The 15,546-nt window shown below is 72.8% G+C and carries 15 protein-coding genes; 8 read left to right on the top strand and 7 right to left on the bottom strand.

The genetic code is table 11. The features are described 5' to 3' along the window. Positions 1-8: 8 nt before the first annotated feature. Positions 9-1,148, bottom strand: a complete 1,140-nt coding sequence (locus BMX74_RS15125; RefSeq protein ID WP_091100918.1) for an ROK family transcriptional regulator — start codon at positions 1,146-1,148, stop codon at positions 9-11. Between the two features lie 151 nt (positions 1,149-1,299). Here BMX74_RS15125 and BMX74_RS15120 point away from each other — a divergent pair, with 151 nt between their 5' ends. From BMX74_RS15120 to BMX74_RS15105, 4 genes are all read left to right on the top strand, one after another. After that, positions 1,300-2,628, top strand: coding sequence for an extracellular solute-binding protein (locus BMX74_RS15120; RefSeq protein WP_055503560.1), 1,329 nt, complete (start codon positions 1,300-1,302; stop codon positions 2,626-2,628). A gap of 6 nt (positions 2,629-2,634) precedes the next feature. After that, the gene (locus BMX74_RS15115) at positions 2,635-3,645 is read left to right on the top strand and encodes a carbohydrate ABC transporter permease (RefSeq protein ID WP_055503561.1); all 1,011 of its coding nucleotides are present in this window, start codon (positions 2,635-2,637) and stop codon (positions 3,643-3,645) included. Further along, on the top strand, positions 3,645-4,496 hold the full coding sequence (locus BMX74_RS15110) for a carbohydrate ABC transporter permease (RefSeq protein WP_055503562.1): 852 nt from the start codon (positions 3,645-3,647) through the stop codon (positions 4,494-4,496). The genes BMX74_RS15115 and BMX74_RS15110 overlap by 1 nt, the downstream gene beginning before the upstream one ends. Positions 4,497-4,585: 89 nt before the next feature. Beyond that, positions 4,586-6,043: a glycoside hydrolase family 3 protein gene (locus BMX74_RS15105; protein WP_091100915.1), complete on the top strand. Its 1,458-nt coding sequence runs from the start codon at positions 4,586-4,588 to the stop codon at positions 6,041-6,043. 34 nt (positions 6,044-6,077) lie between these two features. Here the strand turns inward: BMX74_RS15105 and BMX74_RS15100 are convergent, their stop codons facing one another. Next, positions 6,078-7,259: an ROK family transcriptional regulator gene (locus tag BMX74_RS15100; RefSeq protein WP_091101209.1), complete on the bottom strand. Its 1,182-nt coding sequence runs from the start codon at positions 7,257-7,259 to the stop codon at positions 6,078-6,080. 88 nt (positions 7,260-7,347) lie between these two features. Here BMX74_RS15100 and BMX74_RS15095 point away from each other — a divergent pair, with 88 nt between their 5' ends. Further along, positions 7,348-9,237: an endonuclease/exonuclease/phosphatase family protein gene (locus BMX74_RS15095; protein WP_091100913.1), complete on the top strand. Its 1,890-nt coding sequence runs from the start codon at positions 7,348-7,350 to the stop codon at positions 9,235-9,237. An 8-nt stretch (positions 9,238-9,245) separates the two neighbouring features. Continuing rightward, positions 9,246-9,695, top strand: a complete 450-nt coding sequence (locus BMX74_RS15090; RefSeq protein WP_055503565.1) for an RrF2 family transcriptional regulator — start codon at positions 9,246-9,248, stop codon at positions 9,693-9,695. Positions 9,696-9,702: 7 nt separating this feature from the next. On the opposite strand, the gene BMX74_RS15085 is transcribed toward BMX74_RS15090, so the two are convergent. Beyond that, positions 9,703-10,905: an MFS transporter gene (locus BMX74_RS15085; RefSeq protein WP_218153960.1), complete on the bottom strand. Its 1,203-nt coding sequence runs from the start codon at positions 10,903-10,905 to the stop codon at positions 9,703-9,705. Between the two features lie 87 nt (positions 10,906-10,992). On the opposite strand from BMX74_RS15085, the gene BMX74_RS15080 reads away from it, so the two are divergent. Both BMX74_RS15080 and BMX74_RS15075 read left to right on the top strand, forming a co-directional pair. Then, entirely contained in the window at positions 10,993-11,625 is a 633-nt protein-coding gene (locus BMX74_RS15080) for a TetR/AcrR family transcriptional regulator (protein ID WP_091100911.1), read from the top strand. A gap of 9 nt (positions 11,626-11,634) precedes the next feature. Beyond that, positions 11,635-12,414, top strand: coding sequence for a DNA-formamidopyrimidine glycosylase family protein (locus BMX74_RS15075; RefSeq protein WP_091100909.1), 780 nt, complete (start codon positions 11,635-11,637; stop codon positions 12,412-12,414). Here BMX74_RS15075 and BMX74_RS15070 read toward each other — a convergent pair. The 4 genes from BMX74_RS15070 to rimO all read right to left on the bottom strand — a co-directional run bounded on the left by BMX74_RS15070 (position 12,411) and on the right by rimO (position 15,523). After that, the gene (locus BMX74_RS15070) at positions 12,411-12,767 is read right to left on the bottom strand and encodes a helix-turn-helix domain-containing protein (protein ID WP_055503568.1); all 357 of its coding nucleotides are present in this window, start codon (positions 12,765-12,767) and stop codon (positions 12,411-12,413) included. The genes BMX74_RS15075 and BMX74_RS15070 overlap by 4 nt on opposite strands. A 283-nt stretch (positions 12,768-13,050) precedes the next feature. After that, a complete protein-coding gene (locus BMX74_RS15065) occupies positions 13,051-13,542 on the bottom strand; it encodes a CinA family protein (protein WP_055503569.1) in 492 nt (163 codons plus the stop codon). Between the two features lie 2 nt (positions 13,543-13,544). Continuing rightward, positions 13,545-14,117 (bottom strand): CDP-diacylglycerol--glycerol-3-phosphate 3-phosphatidyltransferase, encoded by a 573-nt coding sequence (pgsA, locus tag BMX74_RS15060; RefSeq protein ID WP_055503570.1) that lies wholly within the window; start codon positions 14,115-14,117, stop codon positions 13,545-13,547. Next, positions 14,114-15,523, bottom strand: a complete 1,410-nt coding sequence (gene rimO / locus BMX74_RS15055; protein ID WP_055504105.1) for a 30S ribosomal protein S12 methylthiotransferase RimO — start codon at positions 15,521-15,523, stop codon at positions 14,114-14,116. Before rimO ends, pgsA begins: the two co-directional genes overlap by 4 nt. Between the last annotated feature and the right edge of the window lie 23 nt (positions 15,524-15,546).

Here is a 15,546-nt window from a genome sequence, read left to right as displayed (position 1 = left end):
AGTCATTCTCACACAGTGTCGGAGAAGACCTGCTCCCGGGCCTGTTCGAGGGCGGCGACGAGGGCTCCGCGCAGCACGGGGTTCCCGGCGACGCGGGTGGGGACGACGCGGGGCTGGCTGGGGCAGATCCTAGCCACCGCCTCCTCCACCTTGGCCGCCAGCCGCTCGCCTCCGGCGCGCCCGACGTCGCCGCTGAGCACGATGAGCCCGGGGTCGAGCACGACCGCGACGGCGGCCGCGCCGACGGCCAGCCGCCCGGCGACCGCGTCGAGGTACGCCGCGTCGCCGTCCCGCACCAGGTCGGCCACGGTGGCGCCGGAGGGCGCGCCGGCCAGGCCGCGCAGCGCTTCGTGGCCGACGAGGCGCTGGAAGGAGCCCGACTGCGGCTCGGAGACGTCCGACGGCAGCGGCTCGCCGGGAACCGGCAGCCAGCCGATCTCGCCCGCTCCTCCGGTGATGCCGCGGTGCAGCCGGCCGCCGAGCATGACGCCGAGGCCCTGGCCGACGCCGGCCCACATGACGACGAAGTCCTGGTGCCCGGCGGCGGCGCCGTAGCTGTGCTCGGCCAGGGCGACGAGGTTGACGTCGTTCTCGATGGTGACGGAGGGGCCGAGGGTCTGGCGCAGGCTGGCCAGCACGCCGACGTGCCAGGCGGGCAGGTCGTACGACCAGCGCACGTCGCCGCTGCCGGGATCGACGACGCCCCTGGTGCCGATGACGAAGGCCCGCAGCTGCGACAGGCCGACGTCGGCGGTCTCACAGGCGCGGGCGACGGCCGAGTGGACGGCCTTGACCGGGTCGCCGTCGTCGGGGTCGACGGTGACCTCGACGACGATGCGGCCGGTGATGTCGGCGACGGCGACGGTCAGGCCGTGGGGCAGCACCTCCAGCCCGGCGACGTACGCGCTGGAGGGCGCGACGGCGTACAGGGCGGCGTGGGGCCCCCTGCCGCCGGCCCGCTCGCCCGCCACCTCGACCAGGCCGCGCTCCTCCAGCCTGGCGAGCAGCTGCCCGGCGGTCACCTTGGACAGGCCGGTGCGTTCGCCCAGCTCGGCCCGCGTGAGCGGGCCGTCGGCGAGGAGGAGTTCGAGTGCCGCACGGTCGTTCAACCGGCGCAGCAGCCTGGGGGTTCCCGGGCTCCGGCTCATCGTCGCGCCCCCTCTGGTCCGGATCGCTCGTCACGATCGGCTAACGAGCGTTTCTTTTAAGAAAGTTTCTTGTTAGTTTAGCACCAGCCGTTCGGCATTGACGATCAGCCTGGTGCGGACCGTAGGCCAGCACCCGGGAAGGGAGAATCCTGTGAGGATCGCGAAGATCACAGCCACTACGGTCACCACGGCCGCACTGGCCCTGGGCGTGGCCGCCTGTGGCTCCGGCGAGACCCCCAAGGAGACGCCGAGCGCGGCCGCGTCCGCCTCCGCGACCGGCCCCAAGTACGCGGGCAAGGAGCTGACCTTCTGGCGGCTCGGTGACAGCAACCCCGCCGCGCAGAAGTACACCGACGAGCTGGTCGCCGCCTTCGAGCAGCAGACCGGCGCCAAGGTGAAGGTCGAGTGGATCCCCTGGCCGCAGGTCAACGACAAGTTCACCGCCGCCGCGGCCGGCGGCACCGGCCCCGACGCCACCGAGATCGGCAACGACCAGGTGCCGCTGTGGCAGAGTCAGGAGGCGCTGGAGCCGATCAGCGACATCGTCTCCTCCGGCGACCAGGCCCAGATCCCCAAGAACCTCCTGGGGCTGGAGACCATCGACGGCGAGACCTACGCCGTGCCGTGGGGCGGCGGCACCCGCGCCGTCCTCTACCGGGCCGACTGGTTCAAGGAGCTGAAGATCGACGTCCCCAAGAGCTGGGACGAGCTCGTGGCCGCGGCCAAGAAGATCCAGGAGAAGAAGGGCAAGGACGTCGACGGCTTCGCCTTCAACGGCGGCTCCGACGCCAACCACCTGCTCGGCTCGCTCATCTGGACCGCCGGCGGCGACTACGCCGTCAAGGAGGGCGACAAGTGGGTCGGCAAGCTGACCGACCCCGCCTTCAAGGAGGGCTTCGCGCAGTACACCTCCCTGGTGACCGACGGCCTGTCCAGCAAGTCGCGGCTCAACCAGAACAGCACCGACATCCGCACCCGCTTCTCCAACAACAAGGTCGGCATGTACCTCACCGCCTCGTGGGACCTCGCGGCCATCGAGGAGGAGAGCAAGGGCAAGCTCAAGGGTGACAAGCTCGCCTTCTTCCCGCTCCCCGCCAAGAGCGGCGGCGAGGCGCAGGCCTTCCTCGGCGGCAACGACATCGCCGTCTGGGGCAGCGCCAAGGAGAAGGAGCTGGCCAAGGAGTTCGTGAAGCTGGCCTCCGGCAAGGAGTGGGGCGTCAAGTACGCCACCGACGGCGGTCTGCTCCCCGTCTACCCCGACGCGCTCGCCAAGCTGGCCGAGGACCCGGCCCAGGCGCCGTTCGCCGCCGCCTTCGCCAAGGCCAAGGCGTTCCCCGCCGACCCCCAGTGGACCGAGGCCAACGAGACCAAGGCCGTGCTGCAGAACGCCGCCCGCAAGGTCATCGAGGGCAAGGCGTCGGCCGACGAGGCGCTGGGCGCGGCCAACAAGGAACTCGAAGACATCCTCAACGCCTCCTGAGCCCTGATGACGAACACGTCAACGCTCGCCCGGGACGGAGGCCGCCGCGCCTCCGCCCCGGGCCGTCGCCGCGCCGACCGCCCGGTCAGGCGCACCCGCCTGCCGGTCTGGTCCATCCCGTACATCCTGCTCATCCCGGGCCTGGTCGTGATCGGGGCCCTGCTGCTCTACCCGATGGTCCAGGTGGGGATCATGGCCTTCCAGAAGGTCGGCCTCGTCCAGATCAGCGGGAAGAAGCCGGCCACCTGGGTCGGCACGGAGAACTTCGAGAAGATCTTCGACAACGAGATCTTCTGGTCCGCGCTGCGCAACACCGTCGTCTTCGCCGTCATCGCCGTGTCGCTCACGCTGATCGTCGGCACCGCCGTCGGCGTCCTGCTCAACAAGCTGGGCAGGAAGATGTCCACGTTCGTCGTCGTCGGCATCATGTTCGCCTGGGCGGTGCCGCCGGTGGCGCAGGGCATCATCTGGCGCTGGCTGTTCGACGCCGAGGCAGGCGTCATCAACTGGGCGCTGAACCTGCTCCCCGACTGGCTGTCGTCCGCGCTCTTCGGCCGCGCGACCTGGACCGACGAGCCGTGGCTCAACGACGCCTGGTCCATCTACATGGTGCTGATCATCACGGTGGTGTGGGCGAGCTTCCCGTTCATCGCCGTGTCGGTGCTGGCCGGACTCCGCGGCATCCCCGCCGAGCTGTACGAGGCGGCCAAGGTGGACGGCTCCTCGGCCTGGCGGACCTTCTGGAAGATCACCTTCCCGCTGCTCAAGCCGGTGTTCGCCGTGCTGACCGTCCTGTCGATCATCTGGGACTTCAAGGTCTTCAGCCAGCTGTACGTCCTCATGGGCGGCCCCGCCAACCGCGAGGCGTTCAACCTGTCGATCTTCTCCTACGCCGAGGCGTTCCGCTCGCCGCCCAAGATGGGCTCGGGCGCGGCCATCGCCGTGGTGCTGACGGTCATCCTGCTCGTCGTCACCGCCGTGTACGTCAGGCAGCTCGTCAAGCAGGAGGAGATGTGATGAGCCCGCTGGCCCGCAGGCGGCTCGGCAAGGTCCTGCTCAACGCCGCCGGCGTCGCCGTGTTCCTCTTCGCGATCTTCCCGGTGTACTGGATGGTCGCGACCGCGTTCAAGGCGAACGACCAGATCTTCACCACCAGCTTCATCCCGTTCCCCACGCACTTCACCTTCGAGCACGTCGACCGCGTGCTCAGCGAGGGCGTGGCCGGGCACTCGATCTGGCTCTACCTGCGCAACAGCGCGGTCGTCGCGCTCGGCACGGTGCTCGTGGGCGCGGTCTTCTCGCTGCTCGCGGCCACCGCCGTCGCCCGCTTCCGGTTCAAGGGACGCACCGGGTTCCTGATCGTGCTGCTGATCGCGCAGATGATCCCGTCCGAGGCGCTGCTGATCCCGCTGTTCCTCAGCGTCAAGCGGCTCGGCCTGTACGACCAGCTCCTCGGGCTGATCGTGGTGAACGTGGGGCTCACGCTGCCGTTCGGCATCTGGATGCTGCGCACGTTCGTCGCCGCCGTGCCGAGGTCGCTGGAGGAGGCGGCCTGGATCGACGGCGCCGGACGGTTCACCACGTTCTGGCGGGTGCTGTTCCCGCTCGTCGCCCCCGGCCTGGTGGCGACCAGCATCTTCTCGTTCATCACCGCGTGGAACGAGCTGATCTTCGCGCTGGTCCTCATGAACGACTCCGGCGGCTACACCATGCCCGTCGCCCTGCAGTACTTCTTCGGGCAGCGCGGCACCGACTGGGGCGCCATCATGGCCAGCTCGACGATGATGACGATCCCGGTCGTCGTCTTCTTCCTCCTCGTGCAGCGCCGCATGGTGTCCGGCCTCGTGGCCGGCGCCGTGAAGGGCTGACCTCCACGGCTTCGCGGGCACGGCGCGCCACCGGGCACGCCGTCGCCCCGCCGTGCCCATCTTCGACAGATTTCATCAAATGAGGAGCCATGAGTCAGAGTGATCGGGGGCTGCGCCGTCTCGCGGCCGGCACACTGCTCGTCGCCTTCCAGGGCACCACGGCGCCCGACTGGGTGTCGCGCGAGCTGGAACAGGGCCTGGGCGGCGTCACGCTCTTCGGCTTCAACGTCCACGGGCCGGACCAGATGCGGGCGCTCACCACGGCGCTGCGCGCCGCCGGCGAGCCCGTCATCTCGCTGGACGAGGAGGGCGGCGACGTCACCCGCCTGGCCTACCACGTCGGCAGCCCGTACCCGGGCAACGCCGCGCTGGGGACCGTGGACGACGTCGAGCTGACCCGCCGCGTCTACCGGGCGATCGGCTCCGACCTCGCCGCCTGCGGCGTCAACCTCGACATGGCGCCGAGCGCCGACGTCAACACCGAGGCCGACAACCCGGTGATCGGCACGAGGTCGTTCGGCGCCGACGCGGAGCTGGTCTCCCGGCACACGGTGGCCGCCGTGGAGGGGCTGCAGTCGGTGCGGGTGGCCGCCTGCGTCAAGCACTTCCCGGGGCACGGCGCCACCCGCGTCGACTCCCACCTGGCCGTCCCGGTGGTGGACGTGAGCGTGGAGGTGCTGCGCGAGCGCGAGCTCGCGCCGTTCCGCGCCGCGATCGGCGCGGGCGCGCGCTCGGTGATGACGGCGCACGTCGCCGTGCCGGCGGTGACGGGCGACACGCCGGCGACCCTGTCGCCCGCCGCGCTGACCGGGCTCCTCAGGGGCGAGCTCGGTTACGACGGCGTCGTCATCACCGACGCGCTCGACATGCACGCCATCACCAAGAGCGTGGGCCTGGCGGGGGGCGCCGTGCTCTCGCTCGCCGCCGGGTCGGACCTGCTCTGCCTGGGCCCGCTGCCGTCGTACGACGACGTCACGCACCTCGTCGCGGAGATCGTCGCGGCGGTGCGCGACGGCCGCCTGCCGCTGTCGCGGCTGGAGGAGGCCGCGGCCCGGGTGGAGGCGCTGCGGGCCTGGTTCGGCGCGCCCGCCGACGCCGCCGACGACCTGGCCACGATCGGTCTGGACGCCGCCCGCCGCGCCGTGCGGCTGACCGGCGAGCCCCGGCCGCTCGTCGAGCCGCTGGTGATCGAGGTGGACACCCCGCCGACGCTCGCCGTGGGCGACGTGCCGTGGGGCGTCGGGCCGTGGCTGCCCGACGCCGAGATCGTGCGCGTCGGGCCCGCCGCCGCCGACGCCGCGGCACTGCTGGCCAGGGCCGAGAACCGGTCCCTGGTGGTGGTGGTCAAGGACGCGCACCGGCACGAGGCCAGCCAGAAGCTGGTCTCGTCGCTGGTGGCGGCGCGGCCCGACACGACGGTGATCGAGATGGGGCTGCCGGTGTGGCAGCCGGGCAGCGCCGCCTACATCGCCACGTACGGCGCCGCGAGGGCCAACGCGCAGGCGGCCGTGGAGCTGCTCACGCCGCTCACCCCGCTCGCCGGGTGAACGACGGGGCCCGCCCCGCTCGCCGGGTGAGCGCTCACGCGCTGAGCAGTTCCTCCCGGGCCTGGTCGAGCGCGGCCAGCACGGCGCCGCGCAGCACCGGGTTGCGGTCGGTCACCGTCGTGGTGACCACCTGGGGACGCACGGGGCAGATGCACGCGACGGCTTCCTCCACGCGGGAGGTCAGCGCACTGCCCCCGGCGTGACCGACCTCCCCGGCCAGCACCACCAGGCCGGGGTCGAGGATCACGCACACCGCGGCCACGCCGAGGGCCAGCCGCTGCGCGATCTCGTCGAGCAGCGGCTCGCCCCGCGCCCCCGCGGCGACGGCCACCTCGACGCCCTCGCCCGCGCCGCCCACCGCGAAGCCGTGGCTGCGCGCCAGCTCGGCCACCGCCTCGGCGCTCACCAGCGACTGCAGACCCCCGGCCAGCGACGGCAGCCGTCCGGGCGGGGTGCGGATGTCCTCGGGCAGCGGCACGCCGGGCACCGGCAGGTAGCCGATCTCGCCGGCGCTGCCCGAACGGCCCCTGTGCAGTCTGCCGCCCAGCATGACCGCCAGGCCGAGGCCGCGGCTGGCCCACAGCAGCACGAAGTCGTCGACGCCGTGGGCGGCGCCGTCGGCCCGCTCGGCGATGGCGGCGAGGTTCACGTCGTTCTCGATCGTGACCTCGCGCCTGAGGTCGGCGGCGAGCGCCTCGTGGATGCCCTCGTGCCAGCCCGGCAGGTCGAAGGAGAAGCGCACGTCGCCGCTGCGCGGATCGACCACGCCGGGGGTGCCGATGACGATGCCGCGCAGCCTGGCCAGACCGACCTTGGCGCTGCGGCACGCCTTGGCGATCGCGTCGTGCACGGCGGAGACGGGGTCGGGGTGGGCCTGCGGGTCGACGGTGACCTCGGAGATGGTGCGGCCGTGGATGTCGGCCACCGCCGTGGAGATCAGCTCGGGGCCCACCTCCAGCCCGGCCACGTACGCGCTGGAGGGGATCACGGAGTAGAGCGCCGCGTTGGGGCCGCGCCCTCCGGCCTGGGCGCCGACCACCTCGACGAGGCCGCGCTCCTCCAGCCTGGCCAGCGTCTGCGACGCCGTGACCTTGGACAGCCCGGTCAGGTCGCCGATCTGGCCGCGCGTCATGGGCCCGGTGGCGAGCAGCAGCTCCAGTGCGGCCCGGTCGTTGATCTCCCTGAGCAGTCTGGGCACACCAGGGCGTCGCTCCACGCTGAATCCCACCGTCTATTCGAAAAGGTTGTTAGAAGTTTAGCGCTCCAGGCTTGCGGATCACCGCCGGTGAACACGAGGATGGCTCATGACCATCCCCCGAGGTCACGCCGTCATGCTCGCGATCGGCGTCATGCTGCTCCTCGACGTCCTGCGCGTCTTCCTGCCGTCGCTCATCACCCTGTTCGGCCGCGCGGGCGAGACCCCTCCCGAGCTGATGGGCCTCTACGCCGCCGCCTGGTTCGTCCTGCCGTTCCTCGCCCTGCTCGTGAAGCCGGGGCGGGCGCTCGCGGCCGGGGCGGCGGGGCTGGTGCTCGCGCGGCTGCTGCTGCAGGCGGGCGTCGCCCAGCTCCACGTCGCCGCCGCCGGGGTGAGCGCCGGCCTGGTCCTCCTGTACGGGTGCGCCCGCACGCTGCCGCGCGCCGCCGTGCTCCCCGGGCTCATGGGCGGCCTCGCCGCCTCGTCGGCCGTGCACTTCCTGCTCGACGGGGTGGACCTGGTGTGGCGGGACGGCCCCCTGCCGTGGCTGGGCGCCCTGGCGCTGTGCGGCGCGTTCCTCCTGCAGGTGCGCCCGGGCGACGCGCGGGACCTCGCACCCTCGTCGGCGTGGTTCCTGGCCGGTCCTGTGACGATGCTCGTCTGCATGGCCTCCACGGGGTGGACCAAGCCCGCCGAGGGACCGGCCGGCGCGTGGGAGGGCGTGCTGGGCGTGGGCCTCGTGCTGCTGGCGCTGACGGCGGCGACGGCGCTGTCGGCCGGACCCGGCCAGCCGCGGGTCCTGCACACCGCGTGGTCGGTCCTGACGGTCGTCTTCGCGGTGCTGTTCACGCTGCCGTCCTGGTCGGGGAACGGCTCCGTCGCGGCCATGCTGATCCTGGGCACCGGCTCGGTCCTGCCCGCCGCCGCCCGTCCCGCCGCCCGCCCCGGCAGTGCCCGGCGCCCCGGCCTGGCCGTGCTCTGCGGCATGCTCGTCTTCCTCGTCGCGGTCTTCCTGTACTACGCCGCGTACGACACGGATCTCGGCTTCCCCAACGGCCTCGTCGTGATCGGCGTGGCCGTGCTGGTCACAGGGACGTCGCTCGCGGCGGCCCTGCGGCGCGGCGTCCCGCCCGCCGCGCCGCCCGGCAGGAGGCCGTGGCGCCTGCCCGCCGCCGCCCTCGCCGTGTCCGCGCTGGCGGCAGGGCTCGCGTACCGGCCCGCTCCCCCGGTCCGCGCCGCCTCCGGCGACACGATCAGGCTGATCACGTACAACATCCGGATGGGCTTCGGCCTGGACGGGCGGCTCTCGCTCGACGCGATCGCCTCCTGGGCCGCCGCGCAGCGGCCGGACGTGGTGCTGCTCAGCGAGGTGGACCGCGGCTGGCTGCTGAACGGCGGGCACGACGACCTGGCCAGGATCGCCCGCGGCCTCGGCATGCGCTACCACTTCGCCCCGGCGGCCGACAGCCTCTGGGGCGACGCGCTGCTCACCGACCTGCCCGTGAAGAGCGTCCACTCGCACGAGCTGGGCCGGCACGGCTACCCGACGGGCGCCCAGGCCCAGGCGATCGTCCTCGACGTGGGCGGCAGGGAGCTCGGCATCGTCAACACCCACCTGCAGTCGCCGCCCGGCCAGGCCGCCGAGGCGGCGGCCATCGCGCGCGGCCTGGCCGCCGGGCTCCCCGCCGAGCAGGCGGACCGGCCGGACGAGGCCGCACCGGGGGCCCGGCGCCGCCCGGTGCTCCTCGCGGGCGACCTCAACACCCGGCCTGGCGACCCGGAGATGGCCGTGCTGGAGTCGGCGGGCCTGCGCGACCCGCTGGTCGCGCTCGGCGATCCCCCGACCTCCCCCGCCGACGCGCCGTCGGAGCGGATCGACCACGTACTGATCGGCGAGGGGCTGACCGCGGTTTCCGCGCAGGCGCCACGCCTGCCGTATTCGGATCACCTGCCCGTTCTGACGACCTTGCGCCTAACCAGTCTTGACCAGGAGGGATAATCGAGAACATGCGCCTTTCCGCTCGTGTCGACTACGCCCTCCGTGCCGCCGCCGAACTCGCAGCCGCCGGTGCCGGCCCGACCACCGTGGGCGAGCTCGCCAAAGAGCAGGACATGCCGCCCAAGTACCTCGAGAACATCCTGCTGCAGATGCGCCGCGCCGGCCTCGTCCGCGGGCAGCGCGGCCCCGAGGGCGGCTACGTGCTGGCCAGGCCGGCGTCGAACATCTCACTCGCCGACGTGATCAGGGCCGTCGACGGCCCGCTGGCGAACGTGCGGGGCGAGCGCCCCGAGCACGTCGGCTACCGCGGCCCCGCCGAGTCGCTGCAGCAGGTCTGGATCGCCCTGCGCGCCACCGAGCGCGCCATCCTGGAGGAGGTCACGCTGGAGCACGTCGCGTCCGGGGAACTGCCCGAGCGCGTCCGCGAGCTCGCCTCCGACCCCGCCGCCTGGGACTGACCCCCGGTCACCGCCCCTCCGCCGGGGTGGCGGAGGCCCGCGCCGCCTCCCCGGCGGCGCACCTGCGGGCCAGCCAGAACAGCGCGAGCGCCACCAGCTCGCACACCGCCGCCGCGGGCGCCAGCAGCCCGCTGCCGTACGCCTCCAGGACGATCCCGCCGAGCGCGCCGCCTCCGGACACCCCGACGTAGACGGCGCTGCTGTTCAGCGCGAGCGCCTGCGGCCCGGCCTGGCCCGCCAGGGCGAGCAGTCGCGTCTGGGCGGGAGGCGGGATCCACCACGACAGCGCCGCCCAGGCCAGGAGCAGCGGCATCAGGGCGGCCAGCGCGACGGGCCGCAGCGCCCAGCAGGCCGTGAACGCCGCCATCGAGGCGGCGAACCCGCACACGCCGGCGATGAGCGCCCGGTCGGCGCCCCACCGGTCGGCGGCGCGTCCGCCGAGCTGCCCGCCCGCGAGCCCGGCCAGGCCCGCCATCGCGAACACCCAGCCCAGCTCCGCCGGCCCCGCCCCGGCCAGATCGCGCAGGAACGGCGCGAGGTAGGTCAGCACCGTCATGCTCCCGAGCACGATCGCGGTGATCCCGAGCAGGCCCAGCAGCACCTGGGCGCGGGCCAGCGGCGCCAGCCTCTCGCGCAGCGGCAGGGCGGGGACGGGCGGCGGCTCGGGCAGCGTGGCGCGTACCCAGACGAGCGCGACCAGCCCCAGCGCCGCGCCCAGGCCGAACGTGGCCCGCCAGCCGAAGGCGCCGCCCACCCAGGTGCCGACGGGCACGCCCAGCGTCAGCGACGCGGTCAGCCCGCCCATGACCAGCGCCAGGTAGCGTCCCCGCCGCCCTTCCGGGGCCAGGGCGGTCGTCACGGCGTACGCCGCGGGCACGGCGGCCGCGGCGGCGAGGGCCGCCAGCACGCGCAGCCCCATGAGCACCGCGTACGACCCGGCGAACGCGGCGCAGAGGTTGGCGGCGGTGAACGCCACGAGCGCCCAGGTGAACAGCCGCCGGCGCGGCCAGTGGGCGGCCACCACGGACGCCACCGGCGCGGCCAGCGCGAACACCAGGGAGAAGACGGTCACGAGCTGCCCGCCTGCCGCCTCGCCGACCCTCAGCCCGGCGGAGACGGCGGGCAGCACGCCCGCGATCATGTAGTCGTCGGTGGCGAACGCGAACGCGGTGAACACCAGCGCCGCCAGCCAGGCCGGCCGTCGTCTCACGGGCACAGCGATCCCCTCATATAAAGGTAACAGTCGTTTCCCATATAAGGTAACAGTCGTCACCCGAATGACGTCAAAGGGATTTCGATGGCCAGGACCGCCGACCCGCAGCGCCGCACCGAACTCCTCGACCAGATCGTCGACTACCTCGCCCACCACGGCCTGTCGGCGCTGTCGATGCGGCCCCTGGCCGAGCATCTCGGCAAGTCCACGCGGGTGCTGACGCACCACTTCGCCGACAAGGAGGAACTCCTCTCGGCCGCGATGGAGCGCCTCGACGAGCGCCACCGCGCCTGGCTGCGCTCCCTGCCCGGCTGGACCGGCTCCGACAGCGTCGGCACGATCGTCCGCCGCACCTGGGACTGGCAGCTCCAGGAGGAGAACCTGCCGATCGCGCGGCTCATCCACGAGATCGAGGGGCTGGCCGCCGGGGGCCGGCTCGCCGGGCACGTCCCGCGGCTGCTGGCCCACCGCTCGGCGTTCGTCTCCGAACTGCTGCGCGAACGCGGCGTCCCGGAGGCCGAGGCGCTGACGATCTCCACGCTGACCAACTCGGCGTACACCGGGCTGCAGATCGACTACCTGACCACCGGCGACCGCGACCGCGCCGAGGCCGCGCTGGACCGCCTGTGCGCGCTCGTCGACGCCTGGGTCGACGCCTGGGTCGACGCCCGGGTCGACGCCCGCGCCGCCGCCGGGAGCACGCGGGAGGATTCCTAGACTGGGATCATGCCCGAAGGCGACGCCGTCCACCGCACCGCCGCGCGCCTGCGCCGGGCGCTCGACGGCCGCGTGCTCACCCGGTCCGACTTCCGCGTGCCCCGCCACGCCACCGCCGACCTGACCGGCCGCACGGTGCTCACCACCGTGTCACGCGGCAAGCACCTGCTCACGCGCGTCGAGGGCGGGCTGACCGTGCACACGCACCTGCGGATGGACGGCAGCTGGCAGATCGCGCCCGCGGGACGCCGCCTGCCTCCCGGGGACCAGGTCAGGCTGGTCCTCGCCAACGAGCAGTGGCAGGCCGTCGGAGTACGGCTCGGCGTGGTCGATCTCGTCGGGACCGGTGAGGAGGAGCGCCTGGTCGGCCACCTGGGGCCCGACCTGCTGGGCGAGGACTGGGACGCGGACGAGGCCGTGCGGCGGCTGCGCGAGGCCCCCGGACGGACCATCGGGGAGGCGCTGCTCGACCAGCGCAACCTTGCGGGGATCGGCACGATCTACCGCGCGGAGACGCTGTTCCTGCGCGGGGTCTGGCCGTGGAGGAGAGTCGGGGAGATCGAGGATCTGCACGCGCTGGTGTCGCTGGCCCACCGGCTGCTCGACGCCAACAAGGAGCATGCGGGCACGGTGACCACAGGTGATCGCCGCCCGGCGCACCAGACCTGGGTCTACGGCAGGGTGGGAAGACCCTGTCGCCGTTGCGGCACCCGCATCAGCCGCGGTGAGATGGGGGCACGCCCACAGGAGCGGCTGATCCTGTGGTGTGGTGGCTGCCAGCCGCGCTAGGCGGCCACCATGTCCTTGACTTCGGGGAAGACGGACTCGGAGATCGGCCCTGGCACCGACTCGGCAAGGGGGAGACGCTCACGCTCGGGCACGTCGGCGAGAACCGGCGCGGCCTGGAGCTCGGCCAGCGCGAACTGGTCGGACACCTCACGCAGCACCTGGGACAGCGGCACGCCGAGGGCACCGCAGATGGACGCCAGCAGCTCGGACGAGGCCTCCTTCTGGCCGCGTTCGACCTCCGACAGGTAGCCCAGCGAGACACGCGCCAGCGTGGACACCTCTCGCAGTGTGCGCCCCTGCCGCACCCGCAGCCGCCTCAGCACGTCGCCGAGCAGCTGACGCAGCAGAATCATCTGTCGCTCCCTCCCCGGCGTGGATGGCTTCACCACGCCCCGCGCGATCGGATCGTGCCGCACCTTGGTCTTCTTTGCTTCGTACATACTCCTCGCCGTCATCGCCGGGCGTCGCAGCCCCTGGTCCGCCGCGCGTGGATCGTCGCGTGACTCATGCGGCCCGCCGGCCGGGCGCTCGCTGCTTCTTGGCTCACGGACCTCACTCACAGCTCCACCGTACCCGCATCCACCGACACCGCGTCAGACCGTGCTTCGCATGTTCGCTGGGGACGTAACACAGTAATCATCCGAAATGTTCCCCTATGTTCTCCTTGAGCACACCTGCAAGGAGATCGATAGCCTCGTCCACCGTCTCTACCCGGATCCGCTCACGCGACCCCTGCAATCTCACATGCCGGGACCAGATCCGCTCCCCCGGCCCTGAGACGGCGATGTAGACGGTTCCGACCGGTTTGCCGTCCTGCGGGTCGGGGCCCGCCACGCCCGTCACGGCCACCGCGTAGTCGGCCCCGCACACCCGCGCCGCACCGGCGGCCATCGCCGCCGCCACGTCAGGGTGAACCGCGCCCTCCCGCTCCAGCAGGTCGCCCGGCACCCCGAGCAGGTCGCGCTTGAGATCGGTCGCGTACGAGACCACGCCGCCCCTGAACGCCTTGGACGAACCGGGCACAGAGGTGAAGGCGGCCCCCAGGAGCCCGCCCGTCAGCGACTCGGCGACCGCCAGCGTGGCGCCCCGCCGCACCAGCGACCCGACGACCTCCGCCACGTTCACCATGATCACTCCCCGCGCGCCTGCCTGGCCACACCACGCAGCTTGACTCCCCGGACCACGTAGTCGACGCCCGTGCCCACGGTGACGACCACGGCCGCGCCCATCACCACCCACCGCACGGGAGGCGGCACCCCCGGCAGGATGTACAGCACGATCGCGGCGATCTGCAGGACCGTCTTCACCTTGCCGCCGTAGCTGGCCGGGATGACCGCGTGCCGCAGCAGCACCAGACGCAGCACCGTGATGCCCAGCTCGCGCCCGAGGATCACCGCCGTGACCCACCACGGCAGCTCGTCCAGGACGGACAGGCAGACCAGGGCCGCCCCCGTGAGCGCCTTGTCGGCGATCGGGTCGGCGATCTTGCCGAAGTCGGTGATGAGTCCGTACCGCCTGGCCAGCTCGCCGTCGAGGTGGTCGGTGAGCGACGCCACCGCGAACACCGCCAGGGCGGCCAGCCGCCAGCCCGTGCCCGGCAGGAGCAGGCACACGACGAAGAAGGGGACGAGCGCCAACCGGAGGACCGTGAGGACGTTGGCGATGTTCCACGGGCTTACCACGCGGCGCTCGTCCCTCGTCATGGGCCGGCCTTGATGCGCGCGATCAGATCGACCCCCTCGGCGTCGACGACCACCGCGCGCACGATCTGCCCTCTGACCAGGCCGATGCCCTGGACCGTGACCGAACCGTCGACCTCGGGCCCCTGGTGCGCGGCCCGGCCCTCGTAGCCGCCGTCGCCCAGGTCGTCGTCGATCAGCACGTCGACCTCGGTGCCGATGCGCTCCTCCGCGCGCTGCGCGGTCAGCTCCTCGGCCAGCTCCGTGAGCACGCGCACGCGCTCGTCGACGACGTCCTGGCCGAGCTTGCCAGGCAGGCCCGCGGCCTCGGTGCCGTCCTCGTCGGAGTAGCCGAACACGCCGATGACGTCGAGCCTGGCCTGCTCCAGGAAGCCGACCAGCTCCGCGAACTCCTCCTCGGTCTCGCCGGGGAAGCCCACGATGAAGTTGGAGCGCACGCCCGCCTCCGGGGCGCGCTCGCGGATGGTCTCCAGCAGCCCGAGGAAGCGCTCGGGGTCGCCGAAGCGGCGCATCCTGCGCAGCACGCCGTTGCTGGCGTGCTGGAACGACAGGTCGAAGTAGGGCGCCACGCCCTCGGTGCCGGTGATCACGTCGATCAGGCCGGGGCGCAGCTCGGCCGGCTGCAGGTAGCTGACCCGCACCCGCTCGACGCCCTCGACGGCGGCGAGCTGCGGCAGCAGCTTCTCCAGCGCCCTGAGGTCGCCGAGGTCCTTGCCGTAGGAGGTGGAGTTCTCGCTCACGAGGACCAGCTCGCGCACCCCGCGGTGGGCGAGCCAGTCGGCCTCGGCCAGCAGCTCGGCCGGGTCGCGCGAGACGTACGCGCCGCGGAAGGCCGGGATGGCGCAGAACGTGCAGCGCCGATCGCAGCCGGAGGCCAGCTTCAGCGACGCGACCGGGCTCTCGTCGAGCCGCTTGCGCAGCACGCGCGGCCCGCTGGCGGGCGCGAGCCCGTCGGGCAGGTCGCCGTGGCCGGGGATGGCCCCGCGCGGCGCGGCGGCGCGCTCCACGGGCGAGATGGGCAGCAGGGTGCGGCGGTCGCGCGGCGTGTGCGGCGTCAGCCTGCGGCCGGCCAGCACGTCGTCGAGCCGGCCGCCGATGTCGGCGTAGTCGTCGAACGACAGGACGGCGCTGGCCTCGGGCAGCGCGTCGGCCAGCTCGTTGCCGTAGCGCTCGGCCATGCAGCCCGCGGCCACCACCTTCGCGCCCGAGTCGGAGGCGGCCAGCAGCGTGTCGATGGAATCTTTCTTGGCCGAGTCGATGAAGCCACACGTGTTGACGACGACGACCTCGGGGTCGTCGTCGTCGAGCTGCCAGCCGGCAGCCTCAAGTCGCGCGGCCAGCTCCTCGGAGTCGACCTCGTTGCGCGCGCAGCCCAGGGTGATCAGCGATGCGGTTCGGCGGGATGACATGGTGAACACTACGGTATCGGGAG

Origin of the sequence: Nonomuraea pusilla (genome assembly GCF_900109355.1) — a bacterium.
In the GTDB taxonomy this organism is placed as follows: domain Bacteria; phylum Actinomycetota; class Actinomycetes; order Streptosporangiales; family Streptosporangiaceae; genus Nonomuraea; species Nonomuraea pusilla.
The sequence above is the reverse complement of the archived record's forward strand: the minus strand, read 5'-3'. Positions and strand labels throughout refer to the sequence as shown.

Excerpts from the sequence above, each read along its gene's own strand:
- BMX74_RS15125 (WP_091100918.1), bottom strand. The coding sequence starts at position 1,148 with ATGAGCCGGAGCCCGGGAACCCCCAGGCTGCTGCGCCGGTTGAACGAC.
- rimO (WP_055504105.1), bottom strand. The coding sequence starts at position 15,523 with ATGTCATCCCGCCGAACCGCATCGCTGATCACCCTGGGCTGCGCGCGC.
- BMX74_RS15065 (WP_055503569.1), bottom strand. The coding sequence starts at position 13,542 with ATGGTGAACGTGGCGGAGGTCGTCGGGTCGCTGGTGCGGCGGGGCGCC.
- BMX74_RS15105 (WP_091100915.1), top strand. The coding sequence starts at position 4,586 with ATGAGTCAGAGTGATCGGGGGCTGCGCCGTCTCGCGGCCGGCACACTG.
- BMX74_RS15075 (WP_091100909.1), top strand. The coding sequence starts at position 11,635 with ATGCCCGAAGGCGACGCCGTCCACCGCACCGCCGCGCGCCTGCGCCGG.
- BMX74_RS15080 (WP_091100911.1), top strand. The coding sequence starts at position 10,993 with ATGGCCAGGACCGCCGACCCGCAGCGCCGCACCGAACTCCTCGACCAG.
- BMX74_RS15115 (WP_055503561.1), top strand. The coding sequence starts at position 2,635 with ATGACGAACACGTCAACGCTCGCCCGGGACGGAGGCCGCCGCGCCTCC.
- BMX74_RS15110 (WP_055503562.1), top strand. The coding sequence starts at position 3,645 with ATGAGCCCGCTGGCCCGCAGGCGGCTCGGCAAGGTCCTGCTCAACGCC.
- BMX74_RS15095 (WP_091100913.1), top strand. The coding sequence starts at position 7,348 with ATGACCATCCCCCGAGGTCACGCCGTCATGCTCGCGATCGGCGTCATG.
- pgsA (WP_055503570.1), bottom strand. The coding sequence starts at position 14,117 with ATGACGAGGGACGAGCGCCGCGTGGTAAGCCCGTGGAACATCGCCAAC.
- BMX74_RS15070 (WP_055503568.1), bottom strand. The coding sequence starts at position 12,767 with ATGATTCTGCTGCGTCAGCTGCTCGGCGACGTGCTGAGGCGGCTGCGG.
- BMX74_RS15090 (WP_055503565.1), top strand. The coding sequence starts at position 9,246 with ATGCGCCTTTCCGCTCGTGTCGACTACGCCCTCCGTGCCGCCGCCGAA.